The organism is Salmonella sp. SJTUF15591, assembly GCF_043356435.1.
Lineage (GTDB): Bacteria > Pseudomonadota > Gammaproteobacteria > Enterobacterales > Enterobacteriaceae > Salmonella > Salmonella enterica.
In genome coordinates, this window is the sequence record NZ_JBEUJO010000004.1 from 463,222 (window position 1) to 482,295 (window position 19,074).

Genomic DNA, 19,074 nt, shown 5'->3' on the forward strand with positions numbered 1-19,074 from the left:
CGCAGCCCGGGCGCGCCATCAGCCGTGTTTATTTTTCAATTCAAAACGCGGTGAGACCAGGCCGTATAACGTCCAGCCGAGGAAGGTCACAATTGAGCCGTACAGCATGGCTTCTTCACCGGAGGAATATAGCGCGTAGAAGCTATACATGGCGCCAACGAAGGCCACGAAGTTAGCGACTTTCGCTTTTGATGACGGCACATTCGCCATTTTCTGAATGATAACCAGCGCGGCCATCGACAGAATATACGGAATAATGTTCGTCACCACCGCCAGGTTAACCAGGACGTTAAACTGACTATTCAGCGACGGGCTAATGGTCATCAGCGACAGGCCAGTCTGAATAATCACAATAATCAGCATCCCCTGTACCGGTGCGTCGACTTTCGTTACACGAGAGAAGACTTTCGGGAAATAGCCTTCGTCAGCGGAGGATTTAAAGACCTGAGCGATAGTGAACTGCCAGCCCAGCAGCGAGCCGCAGCAGGACATTACCATCAGCGCCATGATCACTTTACCTACCGCAGGCGTGAACATCTGTGCAAACGCCAGACCAAACGGCGCCGTGGAGTTCGCCAGATCCATGTTCGGCACAATCCCGGCAATCACGTTAGTCGAAACGATATAGATGACCGCCGCGCCCAGCGTACCGCCCAGTACCGCAATGGGGACGTTCTTTTCCGGATTCTCGACCACGTCTGCGTTGGCGCAGGCGGATTCCAGTCCAAGAAATGCCCACAACGTCATGGCGATGGAAGAACCGACCGCGCTAAAGAACGGAACATGGTGCGGGTTCCATGACGCTACGTACATGCTGGGGCTAAACCAGAACCAGCCAATGATGCACAGGCCGACAACCGGAATGATGACGCCCCAGACGGTAACGCTACTGATCTGTCCGGTAATACGCGCGCCGCCAAAGTTTGCGATGGTACAAACCCACAATACGGCGATAGTCGCCAGACCGATCTGGAGCGGCGTCAGCGCGGCGCCGAACAGTTCGGTGCCATAGCCGACAGCAGAGATGGCGATAGCCACGTTGGCGATCAGCAGCGAGACGCCGTAGGTATAGTTCGCCATAAAGTTGCCGGATTTACCGAAGGCATATTCGGCGTAACCGCCCATGCCGCCGGATTTACGGCTAAACATACCGCATTTCGCAAACGCCCAGGCCAGCGCCATCGAGCCGACGGCGGTGACCAGCCAGGAGATAATGGATATCGTGCCGACTTCAGACAGTTTGGTCGGTAGCATGATGATCCCGGAGCCCATCATGTTGACCATAGTCAGAATTGTGAGCTGCACGACACCCATTTTATTGGATTTAGGTTTACTCATAATTTTTCCTCCTTCAGCAGGGAGCGCTGCGTGTCACGAGGTTTAATGACGTAGCACCAGACCTGCTTACGGCCGTCGTGTTCTTCGATATAAACGCCCTGCAGTTCAGGCGCAAAGCCCGGCAGCAGGTTGATCCCTTCTTCCAGGGCGCTGAAGTAACGCAGGACAGAACCGCCCCAGATTTCACCCGGAACTACACACAGCACTCCCGGCGGGTAAGGCAGAGCGCCTTCAGCCGCGATACGACCTTCCGCTTCCGGCAGGCGAACCAGTTCAACCTCGCCGCGCAGATAGGCATAGTTGGCCTCTTGCGGATTCATACTGACTTTCGGGAAATGCGATTTACGGAACATCTCTTTTTGCAGCTGTTTCACGTTGTGCCGCGCATAGAGATCGTGCATCTCCTGGCAAAGCTGACGCAGGGTGTAGCCGGCATAACGCGCTTCATGCTGTTTGTAGATGGACGGTAATACTTCCGCTAACGGCGCATCAGCTTCCAGCAGTTTTTCGAAACGAGCCAGCAGGGCGACAAGCTGTTGTAACTTCGCCATGTCTTCTGCCGGCGTCAGCAGGAACAGAATGGAGTTGAGGTCGCATTTTTCCGGCACAACGCCGTTCTCGCGCAGGAAGTTGGCGAGGATCGTGGCAGGAACGCCAAAGTCATCATATTCGCCGCTCGCTGCATTAATGCCCGGTGTGGTGAGCAGCAGTTTGCAAGGGTCGACAAAGTACTGATGTTCGGCATAGCCTTCAAACGCATGCCAGTGTTCTCCCGGAACGAAGTGGAAGAAGCGTAGATCGCTGGCGATCTCTGACGTCGGGTATGACTGCCACGGCTTACCATCAATCAGTTCCGGTACGAACGGACGGATGTGATGACAGTTTTCGAGGATCAATTTACGGGCATCGATGCCGTTAACCACGCAATCCATCCACATATTGCGACCGCTGACGCCTTCGTGCATTTTGGCGTTAACGTCCAGCGCGGCGAACAGCGGATAGAACGGGCTGGTGGAGGCGTGCATCATAAAGGCGTTGTTCATGCGCTTATGCGGAACGTAGCGCGATTGCCCTTTGATATGGCTATCTTTTTTATGGATCTGCGAGGTCTGGGAGAAACCGGCTTGTTGTTTGTGAACGGACTGCGTCACCAGAATACCCGGATCGTTTTCGTTCAGTTCCAGCAGCAGCGGCGAACAATCGGCCATCATCGGAATAAATTGTTCATAGCCGACCCAGGCGGAGTCAAACAGGATGTAGTCGCACAGATGACCAATTTTATCGACGACCTGACGGGCGTTATAAATGGTACCGTCGTAGGTGCCTAACTGGATGACGGCCAGACGGAATGGACGTGCTTCGCGGGCACGCTGCGGCGCGACTTCGCTAATCAGCTCGCGCAGGTAATCTTCTTCGAAGCAGTGAGCGTCGATCCCGCCGATAAAACCATACGGGTTACGCGCGGTTTCCAGATAAACTGGCGTTGCGCCCGCCTGCAATAATGCGCCGTGGTGGTTAGATTTGTGGTTGTTACGGTCAAACAGAACCAGATCGCCCGGCGTTAACAGCGCGTTGAGTACGACTTTGTTAGAGGAGGAGGTCCCGTTCAGCACAAAGTAGGTCTTATCGGCGTTAAAGACTTTCGCCGCATGTTGCTGCGCAATGCAAGGCGCGCCTTCGTGAATCAGCAGATCGCCCATCGCCACATCCGCGTTGCATAGGTCGGAGCGGAAGAGCGTTTCGCCAAAGTATTCCACGAACTGATTACCGGCAGGATGACGGCGGAAGAATTCGCCGCCCTGATGCCCCGGGCAGTCAAATGCGCTGTTGCCCTGGTTGACATAATCCACCAGCGCGCGGAAAAACGGCGGACGTAACTGCGTTTCGTAGTGGCTTGCCGCGGTTTCCAACTGGCGACCATAGAAGGCAGTACGGGATTCATTATATTCGAATACACCAGAGATACGCGGCAAATACTCAGGCGGTACGCGCCCTTCGTCATGAGTCGCGACAAACACGGGAATACCGTAACCCGTTGCGTCGATTTCATCGAGTTTTCCGTGTTCAATGTCGTCGATGGATAACACGATGGCAGCCACGTCGATGAAACGACTCTCATCAACATTTACAATATTACGGTGTGTAGAAAAACAATCCGGGCAATGACGGCTAACGGCAATTTTTAATTCTGACATTTTTCATCTCTTTATTTCAGGTAATAGCAGGCCCTCAATTTCTCGCATGAGAAACTGATTCTTCCGGAAAAAATCAAAGCTATCCCGCTGATAAAAAAATCAGTAAATTAGCTTTATTTTAGATGTAATAAATCCCAACCCGTCCGGTTGCAGGAAATTCAGGATTTAAGGAGTTGAGTACTACGATATACAGGCAGAAACCGCGATAACTAAAATTGCGCTGAGTCGGAATTTCTTCTGTCAAACCACATAGTTAGCTGGCTGGGCGTAAAGGAATTACCGTACTGTCGCTTTTAACAATTCGAGTTATTTAGGCAATAGACCTGAATGACATAAGGGTCGGAAAGACCTGTATGCTGAAGTACCCGTAGCAGAAAAACTACCGGGCATTAAAGAAATGAAAGTCGAAACTATTACGGTGGGCAAACATCATAATATGCGTTGTCCGCCTTATATGGGGCATAAAACGATTATTATTTTCCATTTTGAGGTCCTTTCATTGATTTATTGAAAGCATGGATATTTTATCCAGGAAGCGCCAGCAATCTGTGAACCAGATCAACAAAAAACGATCATTTGAAAAATAATTAGTCGGCGATTATGCATATCGTGCTGTGAAATAACGGATTGTTTCTTAAATGTTAATTATATGTTTTTTATATTCTCCATAAAATATAATATCGCCGCGAAAATAATTATTCGCGACGCCGAAAATAAATGACATAAAAATTAGAAGTTATTTAAAAATAATGAATAGCTATTCACGGCATAAAGCGATAGCCAATTCCGGTTTCGGTAATAAAATGGCGTGGGCGGGTGGGATCTTGTTCCAGTTTCTGGCGTAAATGTCCCATATAGATGCGCAAATAGTGGCTATGCTCCACGGCGTTAGGGCCCCAGACCTGGTTTAATAACTGCCGTTGGGTTAATACCTTGCCGGCATTATTGAGTAATACCGCCAGCAGGCGGAACTCAATCGGCGTCAGATGGATTTCTTCGTCGCCACGGTGGATCAACCGTGCGGCGAGATCGACCGTCACGCCGGAAAAGCGGACGATCGGATCGGCGCAAGGGCTGGCGGCGTGCCGTCGCAGCGCGACACGCAAACGCGCCTGCAACTCGCCAATGCCGAATGGCTTGCTCAGGTAATCATCAGCTCCGGCGTCAAGCGCGGCAATCTTATCGCTTTCTTCGCTGCGGGCGGAAAGGACAATCACCGGTATTGCGCTCCACTGACGCAGGTCGCGAATAAAATCGATTCCGTCGCCGTCCGGCAGGCCGAGATCGAGAATAATCAGATCGGGCTTTCGCGTGGCGGCTTCCAGTAAACCACGTTGTAATGTTTCAGCTTCATACACGCGCAGGCCGTCGCCTTCCAGCGCGGCGCGCAGAAAGCGGCGGATGGCCTGTTCATCTTCAACAATCAGAACGTTTGTCACATATCCTCATGAAAATCATCAAGTTCAGGTGGCTTTCCTTGCGGCAGCGTCACACGGAAACAGGCGCCGCCCTGCGGTCGATTATAGGCGGTAAGCGTGCCGCCGTGTACCTCTACGATAGCATGGCAAATCGCCAGCCCCAGCCCCACGCCGGGGACGGAGGACTCTTTGTTGCCGCGGGCGAACTTATCGAAAATCTTCTGTTCTTGCCCCGCAGGAATACCCGGCCCGTTATCCCAGACATCCAGTTGTAAACGATCGTCCTTAACCGCAGCATCAATGCCGATACTGGCCTGCGGCCCGGCGTACTTAACGGCGTTTTCCAGCAAGTTGATCAGGACACGCTCAAATAAGGGGCCATCGACATGGATAAGCGTTAACTGTTGCGGCAGCGACAATGTAATCGGATGCAATAAACCCGGCTCTAACATCTGTAACGCGCTACCGACGACCTCTTCCAGCGTCAGCCACTCTTTTTTAAGATTAAACCCGCCGGACTGAATACGCGCCATATCCAGCAAATTATTCACCAGCCGGGTGGTGTTGAGAATATGCTGGCGGATTTCACTGGCCTGACGCGCGTGGGGCGATCCTGCGCTGGCTAAATCCAGCGTCAAAATTTCCGCCTGGCCGAACAATACCGTCAGCGGCGTGCGTAAATCATGCGACAGCGCCGCCAGCAGAGCGTTGCGAATACTTTCGCGCTCACTGGCGAGACGCGCCTGTTCTTCGCTGGCGGTCAGCGTCAGTCGTTCCAACGCGTTGGCGACAAGCAGAGTGAATGTTTCCAGCAGGCGTTGCTGCTCCGGCACCATTAACTGACGCAAATTACCCGGTTCGACGATAGCCAGACCGTACGTTTTATCGGCGCTTTTCAGCGGCAGGATTTGATAAGGCACGCCAGGGAGGGTATCGGTGCCTGCGCCGGCAGGCTGGCCTTTATCAAAACTCCAGCGCGCAATTGCGTCGTCCCACGGCGTCATGCCTTGCTGGTGGGTGAGAGGCAGCAACTTACCGTTAGCATCAGGTAATAAAATTTGGCTGCGCGCCTGGAACGTCGAGGCGATAAACCGCTCGCTGGTCGCGGCGATATCATGTTCGCTACGCCCGACGGCCAGCGCTTTAGACATTTCATATAAATGACGGGTACGCTGTTCCCGATAACGGGCGACGCGCGCCTGATAGCGCACCCCGGCAGTAAGATTGCCAATCACCAGACCTACCGTCAGCATCACGGCAAAGGTCAGCAAATATTGCACGTCCGAAACGGCGAGCGTACCGCGTGGCGCGATAAAAAAGAGATCGAAACTCGCCACGTTAATCACCGTCGCCACCACCGACGGCCAGCGTCCGTAAAGCAGCGCAATCACCACTACGCCCAGCAAATAGAGCATCACCAGATTGGCGGCGTCGAAGGTGACAAGCCACTGCATAGCGATAAGCGTGGTGATGGCGCAAAGCGCCGCGGCGACCAGACAGCCCTGAATCTGCCCACGCCATTTCTCTTTAAAAGGTCGGTTATCAGGCGTTTGCGCCAACGCGCGGGCAGGCGGTTCTTCCAGCGCGACGATCACCTGATCGAGATCCGGCGCGCGTCTGGCAAGACGATCGGCGAAAGCGTCACGTCGCCACCAGCGTCGCGACGCCGGGCGGCCCATGACGATTTTCCCCAGATTATGTTCGCGGGCATAGCGCACGACCGCTTTCTCTTCGGCGGGATCGGACAGGGTGGCGGTTTCCGCGCCAAGCTCCTGCGCCAGGCGCAGCGCGCTTAAAATGGCCCGCCGTTGTTTTTCCGGTAAGCGGTGTAACGTTGGCGTTTCGACATAGACGGCGTGCCAGACGCTGCCGAGCCGGGAGGCCAGACGCGCCGCGGTACGCACCAGTTTTTCGCTGCCGGTGTTATGCCCGATACACAGTAAAATCGCATCGCGGGTATGCCATACTTTTTCTTCGCCCGGATGCGCGCGCCAGGCGCGCATCTGATCGTCGACGCGATCGGCTGTCCGGCGTAGCGCCAGCTCGCGGAGGGCGATCAGATTGCCCTTGCGGAAAAAATGTTCAATAGCGCGTTCCGCCTGACCGGCGATATACACTTTACCTTCGTTGAGCCGTTGGCGCAGATCGTCGGGCGGCAGATCGACCAGTACGACTTCATCGGCGGCATCAAAAAAGGGATCGGGGACGGTTTCGCGCACCTGAATCCCCGTGACGCCGCTCACCACATCGTTCAGACTTTCCAGATGTTGTACGTTCACGGTGGTGAAAACGTCGATTCCCGCTTCCAGCAGCTCTTCAATATCCTGCCAGCGCTTAGGATGGCGTGAGCCAGGCGCGTTACTGTGCGCCAGCTCATCCATTAAAATCAGCGCCGGACGTCGGGCGAGGGCGGCATCCAGGTCAAATTCGCGGATTTGCCGCCCCCGGTGCGAGTGACGTTTTGGCGGCAGAATGGTCAGCCCGTCAAGTAGCGCGGCGGTCTCTTTACGGCCATGCGTCTCTACCACGCCGATCACCACATCCAGCCCCTGCGCTCGCAGCCGCTGCGCTTGCGCCAGCATCGCCCAGGTTTTTCCGACGCCTGCGCAGGCGCCGAAGAAAATTTTCAACTTCCCCCGGTGGGGCGGGGGCGTTTGTTCCAACAAGCGATCCGGATCAGGACGCAAGGGTTCGTCGTTCATTTCGCTCTGTGTCCCTGTAGCGCATCCAGCGCCAGATTAAGCTCAACAATATTCACCACCGGTTGCCCAAGAAAGCGCGCCAGCGGCCTGTGCGTATATTCTGCAACCAGTTGCGCGACCTGTTCAACGGGAAGCTGGCGAGCCGCCGCCACGCGGGGGATTTGCCATGCCGCGGCGCCGGGCGTCAGATTATTATCCAGCCCGCTTGCCGACGCCGTCGCCAGCTCAACCGGAACCGCGGAACTCGCCTGGGGGTTAGCGGCGCGTAGCGCGGCGACGCGGGCCTGTATTTGCGCATCCAGTTCGGGATTGCTGGCGGCCAGGTTGCTTCCGCCCGACGCCAGTGGATTATAAGGCGTATCGGCGGTGGCGGAGGGCCGGCCATGAAAATAGCCCGCGGCGGTAAACGATTGTCCGATAAGCGCTGAGCCGCGTATCACATTGTCTTTATGAATCAGCGAGCCATTAGCCTGCCAGGGAAACCACCACTGCCCCAGCGCCGTGGTCAGAAGCGGATACACGCCGCCGGTCAATAACAGCAGAAATAACATTGTCGAAAAAGCAGGACGTAAACCGATCATCATACACCTCACGCCAGACCCAGCAGGGTCAGCAGCACATCAATCACTTTGATGCCAATAAACGGCACCACCAGACCACCCAGACCATAGATCCATAAATTACGGCGCAGCATGGCCGATGCGGAAAGCGGCTTATAACTCACGCCTTTTAATGCCAGCGGGATCAGAAAAATGATAATCAGGGCGTTAAAGATCACCGCGCTCAGAATGGCGGAGTTCGGCGAATGCAGCCCCATCACGTTGAGCGCGTTTAGCTGCGGATAGGTAGCGGCAAACGCGGCGGGAATAATGGCGAAATATTTCGCTACATCATTCGCGATACTGAAGGTGGTGAGCGAGCCGCGCGTCATCAGCATCTGCTTACCGATATGCACCACTTCAATCAACTTGGTCGGGTTAGAGTCCAGATCCACCATATTACCGGCTTCTTTCGCCGCCTGGGTGCCGGAGTTCATCGCCACCGCGACGTCAGCCTGCGCCAGCGCCGGGGCATCGTTAGTGCCGTCGCCGGTCATGGCGACCAGCCGTCCTTCCGCCTGATATTGACGGATCAGCGCCAGCTTGGCTTCCGGCGTGGCTTCGGCAAGAAAATCGTCCACACCGGCTTCGGCGGCAATCGCTGCCGCCGTCAGGCGGTTATCGCCAGTGATCATCACCGTTTTAATGCCCATCTTTCGTAGCTGGGCGAAACGTTCTTTAATGCCGCCTTTAACGATATCCTTGAGGGCGATAACACCCAGTACGCGCGCGCCTTCCACGACCACCAGCGGCGTCGCGCCCAGACGCGCCACGTTCTCGACGTTTTGCTCGACATCGGCGGGAAAATGGCCGCCATTGCTCTCGACATGACGCCGAATCGCGTCCACCGAGCCTTTACGGATCATCCGGTTATCGATATTAATCCCGCTCATGCGGCTTTGCGCGGTAAACGGAACAAAGGTGGCATGAAGCGACTGCACATCGCGTTCACGCAGGTTAAAGCGCTGTTTGGCGAGGATCACAATGCTGCGGCCTTCCGGCGTTTCGTCGGCCAGCGAAGCGAGCTGCGCGGCGTCAGCCAGCGTGCGTTCGTCTACCCCTCGGGCGGGAATAAAATCGGACGCCTGGCGGTTGCCGAGCGTGATAGTGCCGGTTTTATCCAGCAGCAGCACGTCGACATCGCCCGCGGCTTCTACGGCGCGGCCGCTGGTGGCGATGACGTTCGCGCCCAACATTCGGCTCATTCCGGCTACGCCAATGGCGGAGAGTAGCCCGCCGATGGTGGTGGGGATCAGGCACACCAGCAACGCCACCAACACGGTGACGCTGACCGCGTTACCGCCCCAGGCGGAGAAGGGCCACAGGGTGGCGGTCGCCAGTAAAAAGACAATGGTCAGGGCGATGAGCAAAATCGTCAGGGCAATCTCGTTAGGCGTTTTCCGCCGCTGTGCGCCTTCCACCATCGCGATCATCCGATCAAGAAAGGTTTCGCCAGGATTGACGCTACAGGCAATCACCAGCCAGTCGGAAAGAATTCGCGTGCCGCCGGTGACAGAAGCGAAATCGCCGCCGGACTCGCGGATCACGGGCGCGGATTCGCCGGTAATCGCACTTTCATCCACCGAGGCGCCGCCTTCGATGACCTCGCCGTCGCAGGGAATAATATCGCCCGCTTTGACCAGGACAATGTCGCCTTTCCGCAGTTCAGCGGCGGGCACGTTATCGGCCTGCGCATCATGGCGCGGGGCGCGCAGGCGGCGAGCGAACGCGGTCTTTTTCACCCCTTTCAGACTGTTTGCTTGGGCTTTGCTGCGGCCTTCCGCCAGCGCTTCGGCAAAATTGGCGAACAGTACGGTGAACCATAACCACAGGCTGATCACCCCTGTAAACAAGGCGCTTCCCGCTATTTGTCCTGTTACCATAGCGAGCGTTAACAGAGTGGTTAGCACGCTGCCGGCCCAGACCACAAACATCACTGGGTTACGCCACTGGGCGCGTGGGCTTAATTTTTTTACGGCATCCGTTAGCGCCTGTACGAGTAAAACAGGTTCAAACAGCGCCAGTTGCTTGCGACTCATATCAATGTACTCCACATCGCTCAAGGTAAAGAGAAATGTTCCGCTACCGGGCCAAGCGCCAGGGCAGGAATAAACGTCAGCGCGCCGACCAGCAGTACCGTGCCGATGAGCAGTCCAATAAATAGCGCGCCGTGGGTCGCCAGCGTTCCCTGACTGGCCGGCTGTACTTTTTTACTGACCAGCGATCCGGCGATGGCCATGACAGGAATAATCACGCCGAAACGTCCGACGAACATGCAGAACGCCAGCAAACAGTTCCAGAAAGGCGAGTTAGCGCTCAGACCCGCAAAGGCGCTACCGTTGTTGTTGGCGGCAGAGGAGACGGCATATAGCACTTCGCTAAAACCGTGCGGGCCAGGGTTCAGCATTGCGCTGCGTCCGGCATCCGTCATCATCGCCAGCGCCGAACCCAACAAGACCAGCATCGGCGTGACCAGAATCGCCAGCGCGGTCATTTTCATTTCGCGCACGTCGATTTTTTTCCCCAAGTACTCCGGCGTGCGACCGATCATCAGCCCCGCGATGAACACCGCCAGCAGGACAAACAGCAACATGCCGTACAGGCCTGAACCGACGCCGCCAAAGACCACTTCGCCAATTTGCATCAGCCACATCGGCACCATACCGCCCAGCGCGGTAAACGAGTCGTGCATGGCATTTACCGCCCCGCAGGACGCCGCGGTCGTGACGACGGCAAACAGGCTGCTGGCCAGCACGCCAAAGCGTGTTTCTTTACCCTCCATGTTGACGCTACTGTCCGCGCCTGCCGCCAACAGATGTGGATTTCCCTGAACTTCCGCCCACATCACTACCGCTACGCAGACCACAAAAATGAATGACATTGCCCACAGTAGCGCGCGTCCCTGACGGCGATCGCCCGCCGCTTCGCCAAAGGCGAAACAGAGCGCGGCTGGAATCAAAAATATCGCCAGCATCTGCACCAGATTAGTGAGCGCGGTGGGGTTTTCGAACGGATGCGAAGAGTTGGCGTTAAAGAAACCGCCGCCGTTGGTGCCAAGCATTTTGATCGCCTCCTGCGAAGCAACCGGACCCATCGGCAAGAGTTGTTTAGCGCCTTCAAGAGTGGTGATGGGCTGATAAGCCGACAGGTTTTGCGGTACGCCTTGTTGGATAAAAAACAGCGCGATAATTAACGCGACAGGAAATAATATCCATAGCGTAATGCGTACCAGATCCTGCCAGGCATTACCCAGCGTGTGCACATTCTGGCGCGTAAAGGCGCGGATAAGCGCAAAAACCACCGCAATCCCGGTCGCCGCCGACAGGAAATTTTGCACCGTCAGCCCGGCCATCTGGCTAAAGTAGCTCAGCGTGCTTTCGCCGCTGTAAGCTTGCCAGTTGGTATTGGTGACGAAGCTGACGGCGGTATTCAGCGCCAGATCCCAGGACAGCCCCGGTAGCCGCTGCGGATTTAAGGGCAGCCACTCCTGCCAGAATAGCAGGCAAAACAGGATGCCCAGTCCCAGCAGATTGAGCGTCAGTAGCGCCAGTAAATACTGACGCCAGTTCATTTCGTGGTCGGTAATGCCAAGAGTCCGCCAGAGGATACGCTCAACGCCAGCCACGCCCGGCAACGGAACGGCGGCGATGAGCCTTGCCAGGCCCGAACCCAACGGTTTCGCCAGTACTAATAAAATCAGTAAAAAACTGGCGATCAGTAAAAATCCTTGCGCGGCCATCAGAACGCCTCCGCATTAATCAGGGCATAGACCAGATAACCTAAAAGTAAGAAAACCAGCACGATGCCGGTTATCACGCCTGCACTCACAGAGCACCTCCAGTGGCATTGTTTTACTCCTGAGAAAGGTAATTTTTTGGCTGCAAAGATTTCGCAAAAATTGGCGGGCGGAGTGTAAAAAAAGTATAAAAATGGCAAAGACCATTATTTAACTAATGATTAGTATTAATTTAACCTTTTTGTAACTAATTTACGCTTTGAATGTAAATCTGCTGGAAAAGCGTGAAAATAAGTGGTCGGATGAGTAGTAAAATTACACCGAAAGCGGTACTATTTTAATCAGGTAACGAGGTTCAATTTTTCGGTGCTATTCACCGATTCAATCTATACCGGGGCGGGTAGCGTCGGTATAAAGGGGGGAAACGTATGGAACACTATAAAGACTATCCGGCGCATGTCATTTTTGCCCGTCGTGCTTTCGCGGTGATCGCAGGCGTGCTGGCGCTGCCAGTGATGCTCTTCTGGAAAGACCGCGCGCGTTTTTATAGTTATCTGCACCGTGTCTGGTCGAAAACCAGTGATAAACCGGTATGGATGGCGCAGGCTGAAAAAGCCACCTGCGACTTTTATTAATCGCGACCAGCCTGAAAAACCGTCAGCCGCCACGCTGGCGGTTTTTTTATGCGCCAGGGTCTACACTGTTTAACGCTATTCGCCGTGACGTTTCATCTTTCAGGAGTTGTATGCCCACCCATTTAGTCTGGTTCAGGCGCGATCTGCGTTTACAGGATAACCTTGCGCTGGCCGCCGCCTGCCGCGATGCATCCGCGCGGGTGCTGGCGCTTTATATTTCCACCCCCGCGCAGTGGCAGGCCCATGATATGGCGCCGCGGCAGGCGGCATTCATCAGCGCGCAGCTCAATGCGCTACAGGCGGCCCTTGCAGAGAAAGGCATTCCGCTGCTGTTTCATGAAGTGGCGGATTTTAACGCCAGTATTGAAACGGTCAAAAACGTTTGCCGACAGCATGACGTCAGCCATCTGTTTTATAACTATCAGTATGAGTTTAACGAGCGTCAGCGTGATGCGGCGGTGGAAAAAACGCTGCCCTCTGTCATCTGCGAAGGCTTTGACGATAGCGTGATTCTGGCGCCCGGCGCGGTGATGACCGGCAATCATGAAATGTATAAAGTTTTTACGCCGTTTAAAAACGCCTGGTTGAAACGGCTAAAAGAGGATATCCCGCCGTGCGTTCCGGCCCCGAAGATCCGGGTGAGCGGCGCGCTTTCTACACCCTTAACGCCAGTCTCGCTTAACTACCCGCAACAGGCGTTTGACGCCGCGCTTTTCCCGGTGGAAGAAAACGCGGTTATCGCGCAGCTACGTCAGTTTTGCGCGCAGGGCGCAGACGAGTATGAGTCACAGCGGGATTTCCCTGCGGTCGACGGCACCAGTCGGCTTTCCGCCAGCCTGGCGACGGGCGGCCTGTCGCCGCGACAGTGCCTGCACCGATTACTGGCGGAGCAGCCGCAGGCGCTGGACGGCGGGCCGGGAAGCGTCTGGTTGAATGAGCTCATCTGGCGGGAATTTTACCGTCATTTAATGACCTGGTATCCGGCATTATGCAAACACCAGCCGTTTATCCGCTGGACAAAACGCGTCGCGTGGCAGGAAAACCCGCACTATTTTCAGGCATGGCAGAAAGGCGAAACCGGTTATCCCATTGTCGATGCGGCGATGCGCCAGCTTAATGCGACGGGCTGGATGCATAACCGTTTACGCATGATTACCGCCAGCTTTCTGGTAAAAGATCTGTTGATTGACTGGCGGTTGGGGGAGCGCTATTTCATGTCGCAGCTTATTGACGGCGATCTTGCCGCCAATAATGGCGGCTGGCAGTGGGCCGCCTCAACCGGTACTGACGCCGCGCCTTATTTTCGTATTTTTAATCCCACGACTCAGGGAGAGAGGTTCGATCGCGACGGCGAATTTATCCGCCAGTGGCTACCGGCATTACGCGATATCCCTGGAAAAGCGATTCACGAGCCGTGGCGGTGGGCGGAAAAAGCGGGAGTCGTGCTTGATTATCCTCGGCCTATTGTGGAGCACAAACAGGCGAGAATCGCAACGCTTTCCGCCTATGAGGCGGCGAGAAAAGGGGCGTGATACAGGCCCGGTAGCGCAAACTACCGGGCATTCTGCTATCAGGATTCGACGGCCAGCGCGCGGCTTTTGAATTTGAAGGACTGATACAGCCAAATCAGCAGGACAACCCCTACGCAGGCTAACGCGCCCCAGGTGATCTGTTCAAAAACATCCACATAGGCGTTGATGGCGTAATTAACCGCGCCGCTGGCGTCGAAGGCGCTTTGCGAGGTCTGGTCAGCGATGACGCCTGCCAGATAGTTAGCTATCGCGCCGGACAGCAGCATATAAATTCCGGTTAATACGCCGGTGACGCCGGGGATATCAATGCGCGTAATTTGCGACATGGCGACCGGGTCGATAAATAGCTCGGCAAAGCCCATCACCGCCAGTCCCAGCACCATTAGCGGCATTGAAGAGTGTCCGTAAGCGGCGGACCAGCGTGCGCTCAGGGTCAGAATACAGAATCCGGCGCTCATCAGACCGAGACCCAGCGCGAATTTGCCCCAGATACGCACGGTGCGATTACCGCTTACGCTCTCTTTAACCAGCCAGGCCAGGACGACCCCACACAGCATCACGGCAAAGGCGTTCACCGACTGGAACATGGCGGTAGGAACGGAATAGCCCAGAATATCGCGGTTCACAAAGCGGTCGATATACAGGCTGATAGAACTGCCGCCCTGCTGGGCAAACGCCCAGAACAGCATACTGAACAGGGTCAGGGTGACAATCAGCCCCAGTTCTTTGCGCTGTTTGGCCGTTTGCGCCTGGCGATAAATTTTTGCCAGCACGACCAAGCCGATCGCGGTCGCCACGATTAAGGCATAGACAGACCATTCTTTCCAGAACAGAACGGTAATCAGCAACGGCGCCGCTACCAGCAGAATTAACAGCCAGCCCCAGTTCGGCAGCAGGTAGTTTCTGGCGCACAACACGGCTTTATTCACGCCGGTGGTGTGGGTGAAATGACGATTTCCACACAGGAAGATCACTAACCCCGCCAGCATACCAATGGCGGCGAGCGCAAAGCCCATCGCCCAACTGTACTCCTCTTGCACATAGCCGCAGGCGATAGGCGCCACGATCGAACCAATATTGCCCGCTGCGTAAAGCAGCGAGAACCCGCCGTCGCGGCGCGGATCTTCCGGCTGGTACAGTTCGCCCAGCAGGCAGCTAATATTCGATTTAAACAGGCCGTAGCCGCAGACAATGATCGCCAGCGACAGATAAAGGAATGTCGGCGCGATCTCACTGGCGCCCAGCACTAAATGACCTATAGCCATTAAAAATGCGCCCAGCATGACTGCCATTCGGTTGCCAAGCACCTTATCCGCCAGATAGCCGCCAAGAATCGGCGTTACGTAGACCAGCGAACAATAAGCGCTGAATAACTCATAGGCGTGGTTATCGTCGTATTTTAGCTGATTGGTGAGATAAAGAATCAGTAGGGCGCGCATACCATAAAAGCTGAAGTACTCCCAAATTTGCAGGGCGACAACGTAGTAAATAGCGCGGGGTTGAGATGCTTGTTTATTCATCGTATTTCCGGGATAGAGACGCTGCGGCAAGAAAGCGGCATTCTCAGATAATGCCTTTCTTTGTGGGCTTATTAAGCCTGCCGTATCGCCGTGTTTCCTTAAAGTTACCAACATGATACAGAACTGATTTTTTCTGCAATATGCGTTCTGATTGCATAAATATACATGAAACCGATCGTGTTTTGCTAAGTAATTTGCGCCAAACCCGGGGGTGATTGTTTCTTGATGTGTCAAACAAATGTTTATCGACGAACGGCTAACGGGAGGCTATGTTAACGGAGACTGAACCCGTAACGGGAAAGTAGAACGTGGGTTAAAGGGAGCGATGATGAAAAACACCGAGCTGGAACAACTGATTAACGACAAGCTGAACAGTGCGGCAATAAGCGATTATGCGCCGAATGGTTTACAGGTCGAAGGAAAAGAGACGGTACAGAAAATCGTTACCGGCGTGACCGCAAGTCAGGCGCTGCTCGATGAGGCGGTGCGTTTGCAGGCCGATGCGGTCATTGTTCATCATGGTTACTTCTGGAAAGGCGAGTCTCCGGTTATTCGCGGGATGAAACGCCGTCGCTTAAAAACGTTACTGGCAAATGATATTAACCTTTACGGTTGGCATCTGCCGCTGGATGCGCATCCTGAGCTGGGCAACAATGCGCAGTTGGCGGCGCTATTGGGCATTACCGTGAAAGGAGAAATTGAGCCGCTGGTGCCGTGGGGAGAGCTCTCAATGCCGGTGCCGGGGCTGGAACTGGCCTCATGGATTGAAGCGCGTCTGGGGCGTAAACCGCTATGGTGCGGCGATACCGGGCCAGAGAATGTGCAGCGTGTCGCCTGGTGTACCGGCGGCGGGCAAAGTTTTATTGATAGCGCCGCCCGCTTCGGCGTGGATGCTTTTATTACCGGCGAGGTGTCTGAACAGACCATTCATTCCGCGCGCGAACAGGGGCTGCATTTTTATGCCGCCGGGCACCATGCCACTGAACGCGGCGGTATTCGCGCCCTGAGCGAATGGTTGAACGAAAACATGGCGTTGGATGTGACGTTTATTGATATCCCTAACCCGGCATAACTGAGAGGTAATAAAGTGCAGCGAGCGCGTTGTTATCTGTTAGGCGAAACGGCGGTCGTCCTGGAACTTGAACCGCCGATTACGCTGGCGAGCCAGAAACGCATCTGGCGTCTGACGCAGCGTCTGGTCGATATGCCGAACGTGGTGGAAGCCATTCCCGGGATGAACAATATCACCGTGATCTTGCGGGAACCGCAAACCCTGGCGCTGGATGCGATTGAGCGTCTGCAGCGCTGGTGGGAAGAGAGCGAGGCGCTGGAGCCGGACTCGCGTTCGGTTGAGATCCCGGTGATCTATGGCGGCGCAGGCGGGCCGGATCTGGCGGCGGTGGCACGGCACAGCGGTTTGAGTGAAAAGCAGGTCGTGGAGCTACATGCCTCCGTTGAATATGTCGTCTGGTTTTTAGGCTTTCAGCCTGGCTTTCCCTATCTTGGGAATTTACCAGAACCGCTCCATATGCCCAGACGCGCGGAGCCGCGCCTGCAGGTTCCGGCCGGTTCTGTCGGCATCGGCGGCGCGCAGACGGGGATTTACCCATTATCCACGCCGGGCGGCTGGCAGCTGATCGGCCTCACGCCGTTGAAGTTATTCGATCCGATGCGGGAGCCCCCGGTTCTGCTACGCCCTGGCGATAGCGTACGCTTTGTGCCGCAAAAGGAGGGAATATGCTGAATATTATTCGCGCGGGGATTTACACCTCCGTGCAGGATAGCGGGCGTCACGGCTTTCGTCAGTCGGGGCTGAGTCACTGCGGTGCGCTGGATAAACCCGCCTTTCAGACCGCTAATCTCCTGGTCGGGAACGATGCGAATGCCCCGGCGCTGGAAATCACTCTCGGTCAACTGGTTGTCGAATTTGAAAATGAGACCTGGTTCGCTCTTACCGGCGCGGGCTGCGAAGCGCAGTTGGATGATCAACCGGTCTGGACCGGCTGGCGATTGCCGGTAAAAGCGGGTCAGCGCCTCACGTTGCATCGACCGCTTCACGGGATGCGTAGCTATCTGGCGGTAGCGGGCGGTATTGCTGTGCCGGAGGTGATGGGATCGTGTAGTACCGATCTGAAGTCCGGCATCGGTGGGCTGGAAGGACGGCTGCTAAAAGATGGCGATCGGCTGGCGACGGGTAAACCATCGCGACAGTTTAGCGGGCCGCAGGGCGTGAAGCAGTTACTGTGGGGGAATCGCATTCGTGCGCTGCCGGGGCCGGAATACCGTGAGTTCGATCGCGCATCGCAAGAAGCGTTCTGGCGTTCGCCGTGGCAGCTCAGTCCGCAAAGTAATCGCATGGGCTATCGTTTGCAGGGACAATCGTTAACGCGGACAACGGATCGCGAACTGCTGTCGCACGGTTTGCTGCCCGGTGTCGTACAGGTGCCTTACAACGGTCAACCTATTGTGCTAATGAATGATGCCCAGACAACTGGCGGCTATCCGCGCATTGCCTGCATCATCGAGGCAGATATGTACCATCTGGCGCAGATCCCGCTAGGGCAACCGATCCATTTTGTGCAATGTTCGCTGGAAGAGGCGCTCAACGCGCGCCGCGAGCGTCAGCGCTATCTGGAACAGCTTACCTGGCGACTTCAGCATGAACATTGATTTAAATGCGGATGTGGGCGAAGGTTGCGCCAGCGACAGCGAATTATTAACGCTGGTCTCCTCCGCCAATATCGCCTGTGGTTTTCACGCCGGTGATGCGCAAACCATGCTGACCTGTGTGCGCGAGGCGCTGAAAAACGGCGTGGCGATCGGCGCGCATCCCAGCTTTCCGGATCGGGATAATTTTGGGCGGACGGCGATGGTTTTGCCGCCGGAAACGGTATACGCCCAGACGCTGTACCAAATCGGCGCGCTGGGGGCGATTGTCCAGGCGCAAGGCGGCGTGATGCGCCATGTCAAACCGCACGGTATGCTCTATAACCAGGCGGCGAAAGATCCTCATCTGGCACAGGCGATTGCGAAAGCGGTACACGACTATGATCCGTCACTGATACTGGTTGGACTGGCGGGAAGTGAGCTGATCCGGGCCGGTGAACGCCATCGCCTGGTGACGCGGCAGGAGGTGTTTGCCGATCGCGGCTATCAGGCCGACGGTAGCCTGGTGCCGCGCACGCAACCTGGCGCGCTGATTCACGACGAAGAGCAGGCGCTGGCGCAAACGCTGGATATGGTGCAAGCCGGGAGAGTGAAAAGCGTTACTGGTGTGTGGACGACTGTCACGGCGCAAACGGTGTGCATTCATGGCGACGGCGAGTATGCGCTTGCATTCGCACGCAGGCTACGCGCCGCGTTCAATGCGCGTAATATACACGTTATTGCCTGAGAGCC

16 protein-coding genes are annotated in these 19,074 nt (G+C 55.6%); 6 read left to right on the forward strand and 10 right to left on the reverse strand.

Annotated elements, in window-relative coordinates:
- Nucleotides 1-18: 18 nt before the first annotated feature.
- From potE to kdpF, 9 genes are all read right to left on the reverse strand, one after another.
- Nucleotides 19-1,338, reverse strand: a complete 1,320-nt coding sequence (gene potE, locus ABVM99_RS12325; RefSeq protein ID WP_000042658.1) for a putrescine-ornithine antiporter — start codon at nucleotides 1,336-1,338, stop codon at nucleotides 19-21.
- A complete protein-coding gene (gene speF, locus ABVM99_RS12330; RefSeq protein WP_023194547.1) occupies nucleotides 1,335-3,533 on the reverse strand; it encodes an ornithine decarboxylase SpeF in 2,199 nt (732 codons plus the stop codon). The genes potE and speF overlap by 4 nt, the downstream gene beginning before the upstream one ends.
- A 379-nt stretch (nucleotides 3,534-3,912) precedes the next feature.
- A complete protein-coding gene (gene speFL, locus ABVM99_RS12335; protein ID WP_015632840.1) occupies nucleotides 3,913-4,017 on the reverse strand; it encodes a leader peptide SpeFL in 105 nt (34 codons plus the stop codon).
- A 277-nt stretch (nucleotides 4,018-4,294) separates the two neighbouring features.
- A complete protein-coding gene (gene kdpE / locus ABVM99_RS12340) occupies nucleotides 4,295-4,972 on the reverse strand; it encodes a two-component system response regulator KdpE (RefSeq protein WP_000186053.1) in 678 nt (225 codons plus the stop codon).
- Entirely contained in the window at nucleotides 4,969-7,653 is a 2,685-nt protein-coding gene (gene kdpD / locus ABVM99_RS12345) for a two-component system sensor histidine kinase KdpD (protein WP_052938242.1), read from the reverse strand. Before kdpD ends, kdpE begins: the two co-directional genes overlap by 4 nt.
- On the reverse strand, nucleotides 7,650-8,234 hold the full coding sequence (gene kdpC, locus ABVM99_RS12350) for a potassium-transporting ATPase subunit KdpC (RefSeq protein WP_000579804.1): 585 nt from the start codon (nucleotides 8,232-8,234) through the stop codon (nucleotides 7,650-7,652). The genes kdpD and kdpC overlap by 4 nt, the downstream gene beginning before the upstream one ends.
- 8 nt (nucleotides 8,235-8,242) lie before the next feature.
- Nucleotides 8,243-10,291, reverse strand: a complete 2,049-nt coding sequence (gene kdpB, locus ABVM99_RS12355) for a potassium-transporting ATPase subunit KdpB (RefSeq protein ID WP_000088034.1) — start codon at nucleotides 10,289-10,291, stop codon at nucleotides 8,243-8,245.
- 20 nt (nucleotides 10,292-10,311) lie between these two features.
- Nucleotides 10,312-11,991, reverse strand: a complete 1,680-nt coding sequence (kdpA, locus tag ABVM99_RS12360; RefSeq protein ID WP_023194911.1) for a potassium-transporting ATPase subunit KdpA — start codon at nucleotides 11,989-11,991, stop codon at nucleotides 10,312-10,314.
- A complete protein-coding gene (gene kdpF, locus ABVM99_RS12365; RefSeq protein WP_001670793.1) occupies nucleotides 11,991-12,080 on the reverse strand; it encodes a K(+)-transporting ATPase subunit F in 90 nt (29 codons plus the stop codon). The genes kdpA and kdpF overlap by 1 nt, the downstream gene beginning before the upstream one ends.
- A gap of 336 nt (nucleotides 12,081-12,416) precedes the next feature.
- Between kdpF and ABVM99_RS12370 the strand changes: the two genes are divergently transcribed.
- Together ABVM99_RS12370 and phrB are read left to right on the forward strand one after the other, a co-directional pair.
- A complete protein-coding gene (locus tag ABVM99_RS12370; RefSeq protein ID WP_000401433.1) occupies nucleotides 12,417-12,623 on the forward strand; it encodes a YbfA family protein in 207 nt (68 codons plus the stop codon).
- Between the two features lie 110 nt (nucleotides 12,624-12,733).
- A complete protein-coding gene (gene phrB / locus ABVM99_RS12375) occupies nucleotides 12,734-14,155 on the forward strand; it encodes a deoxyribodipyrimidine photo-lyase (protein ID WP_052938243.1) in 1,422 nt (473 codons plus the stop codon).
- Between the two features lie 38 nt (nucleotides 14,156-14,193).
- Here phrB and ABVM99_RS12380 read toward each other — a convergent pair whose 3' ends face one another.
- Nucleotides 14,194-15,675, reverse strand: a complete 1,482-nt coding sequence (locus tag ABVM99_RS12380; protein WP_001041123.1) for an MFS transporter — start codon at nucleotides 15,673-15,675, stop codon at nucleotides 14,194-14,196.
- A gap of 328 nt (nucleotides 15,676-16,003) precedes the next feature.
- Between ABVM99_RS12380 and ybgI the strand changes: the two genes are divergently transcribed.
- Genes ybgI through pxpA form a run of 4 tightly spaced genes read left to right on the forward strand, consistent with a single transcriptional unit; the run spans nucleotide 16,004 to nucleotide 19,069 of the window.
- Entirely contained in the window at nucleotides 16,004-16,747 is a 744-nt protein-coding gene (ybgI, locus tag ABVM99_RS12385) for a radiation resistance protein YbgI (RefSeq protein WP_023195680.1), read from the forward strand.
- 15 nt (nucleotides 16,748-16,762) lie between these two features.
- Nucleotides 16,763-17,419 carry a 5-oxoprolinase subunit PxpB gene (gene pxpB / locus ABVM99_RS12390; protein ID WP_001188371.1) on the forward strand — a complete coding sequence of 219 codons (657 nt, stop codon included), beginning with the start codon at nucleotides 16,763-16,765 and terminating at the stop codon, nucleotides 17,417-17,419.
- On the forward strand, nucleotides 17,413-18,345 hold the full coding sequence (gene pxpC, locus ABVM99_RS12395; protein WP_000932044.1) for a 5-oxoprolinase subunit PxpC: 933 nt from the start codon (nucleotides 17,413-17,415) through the stop codon (nucleotides 18,343-18,345). The genes pxpB and pxpC overlap by 7 nt, the downstream gene beginning before the upstream one ends.
- A complete protein-coding gene (gene pxpA, locus ABVM99_RS12400) occupies nucleotides 18,335-19,069 on the forward strand; it encodes a 5-oxoprolinase subunit PxpA (RefSeq protein WP_017441681.1) in 735 nt (244 codons plus the stop codon). Before pxpC ends, pxpA begins: the two co-directional genes overlap by 11 nt.
- The last annotated feature ends 5 nt before the right edge of the window (nucleotides 19,070-19,074 follow it).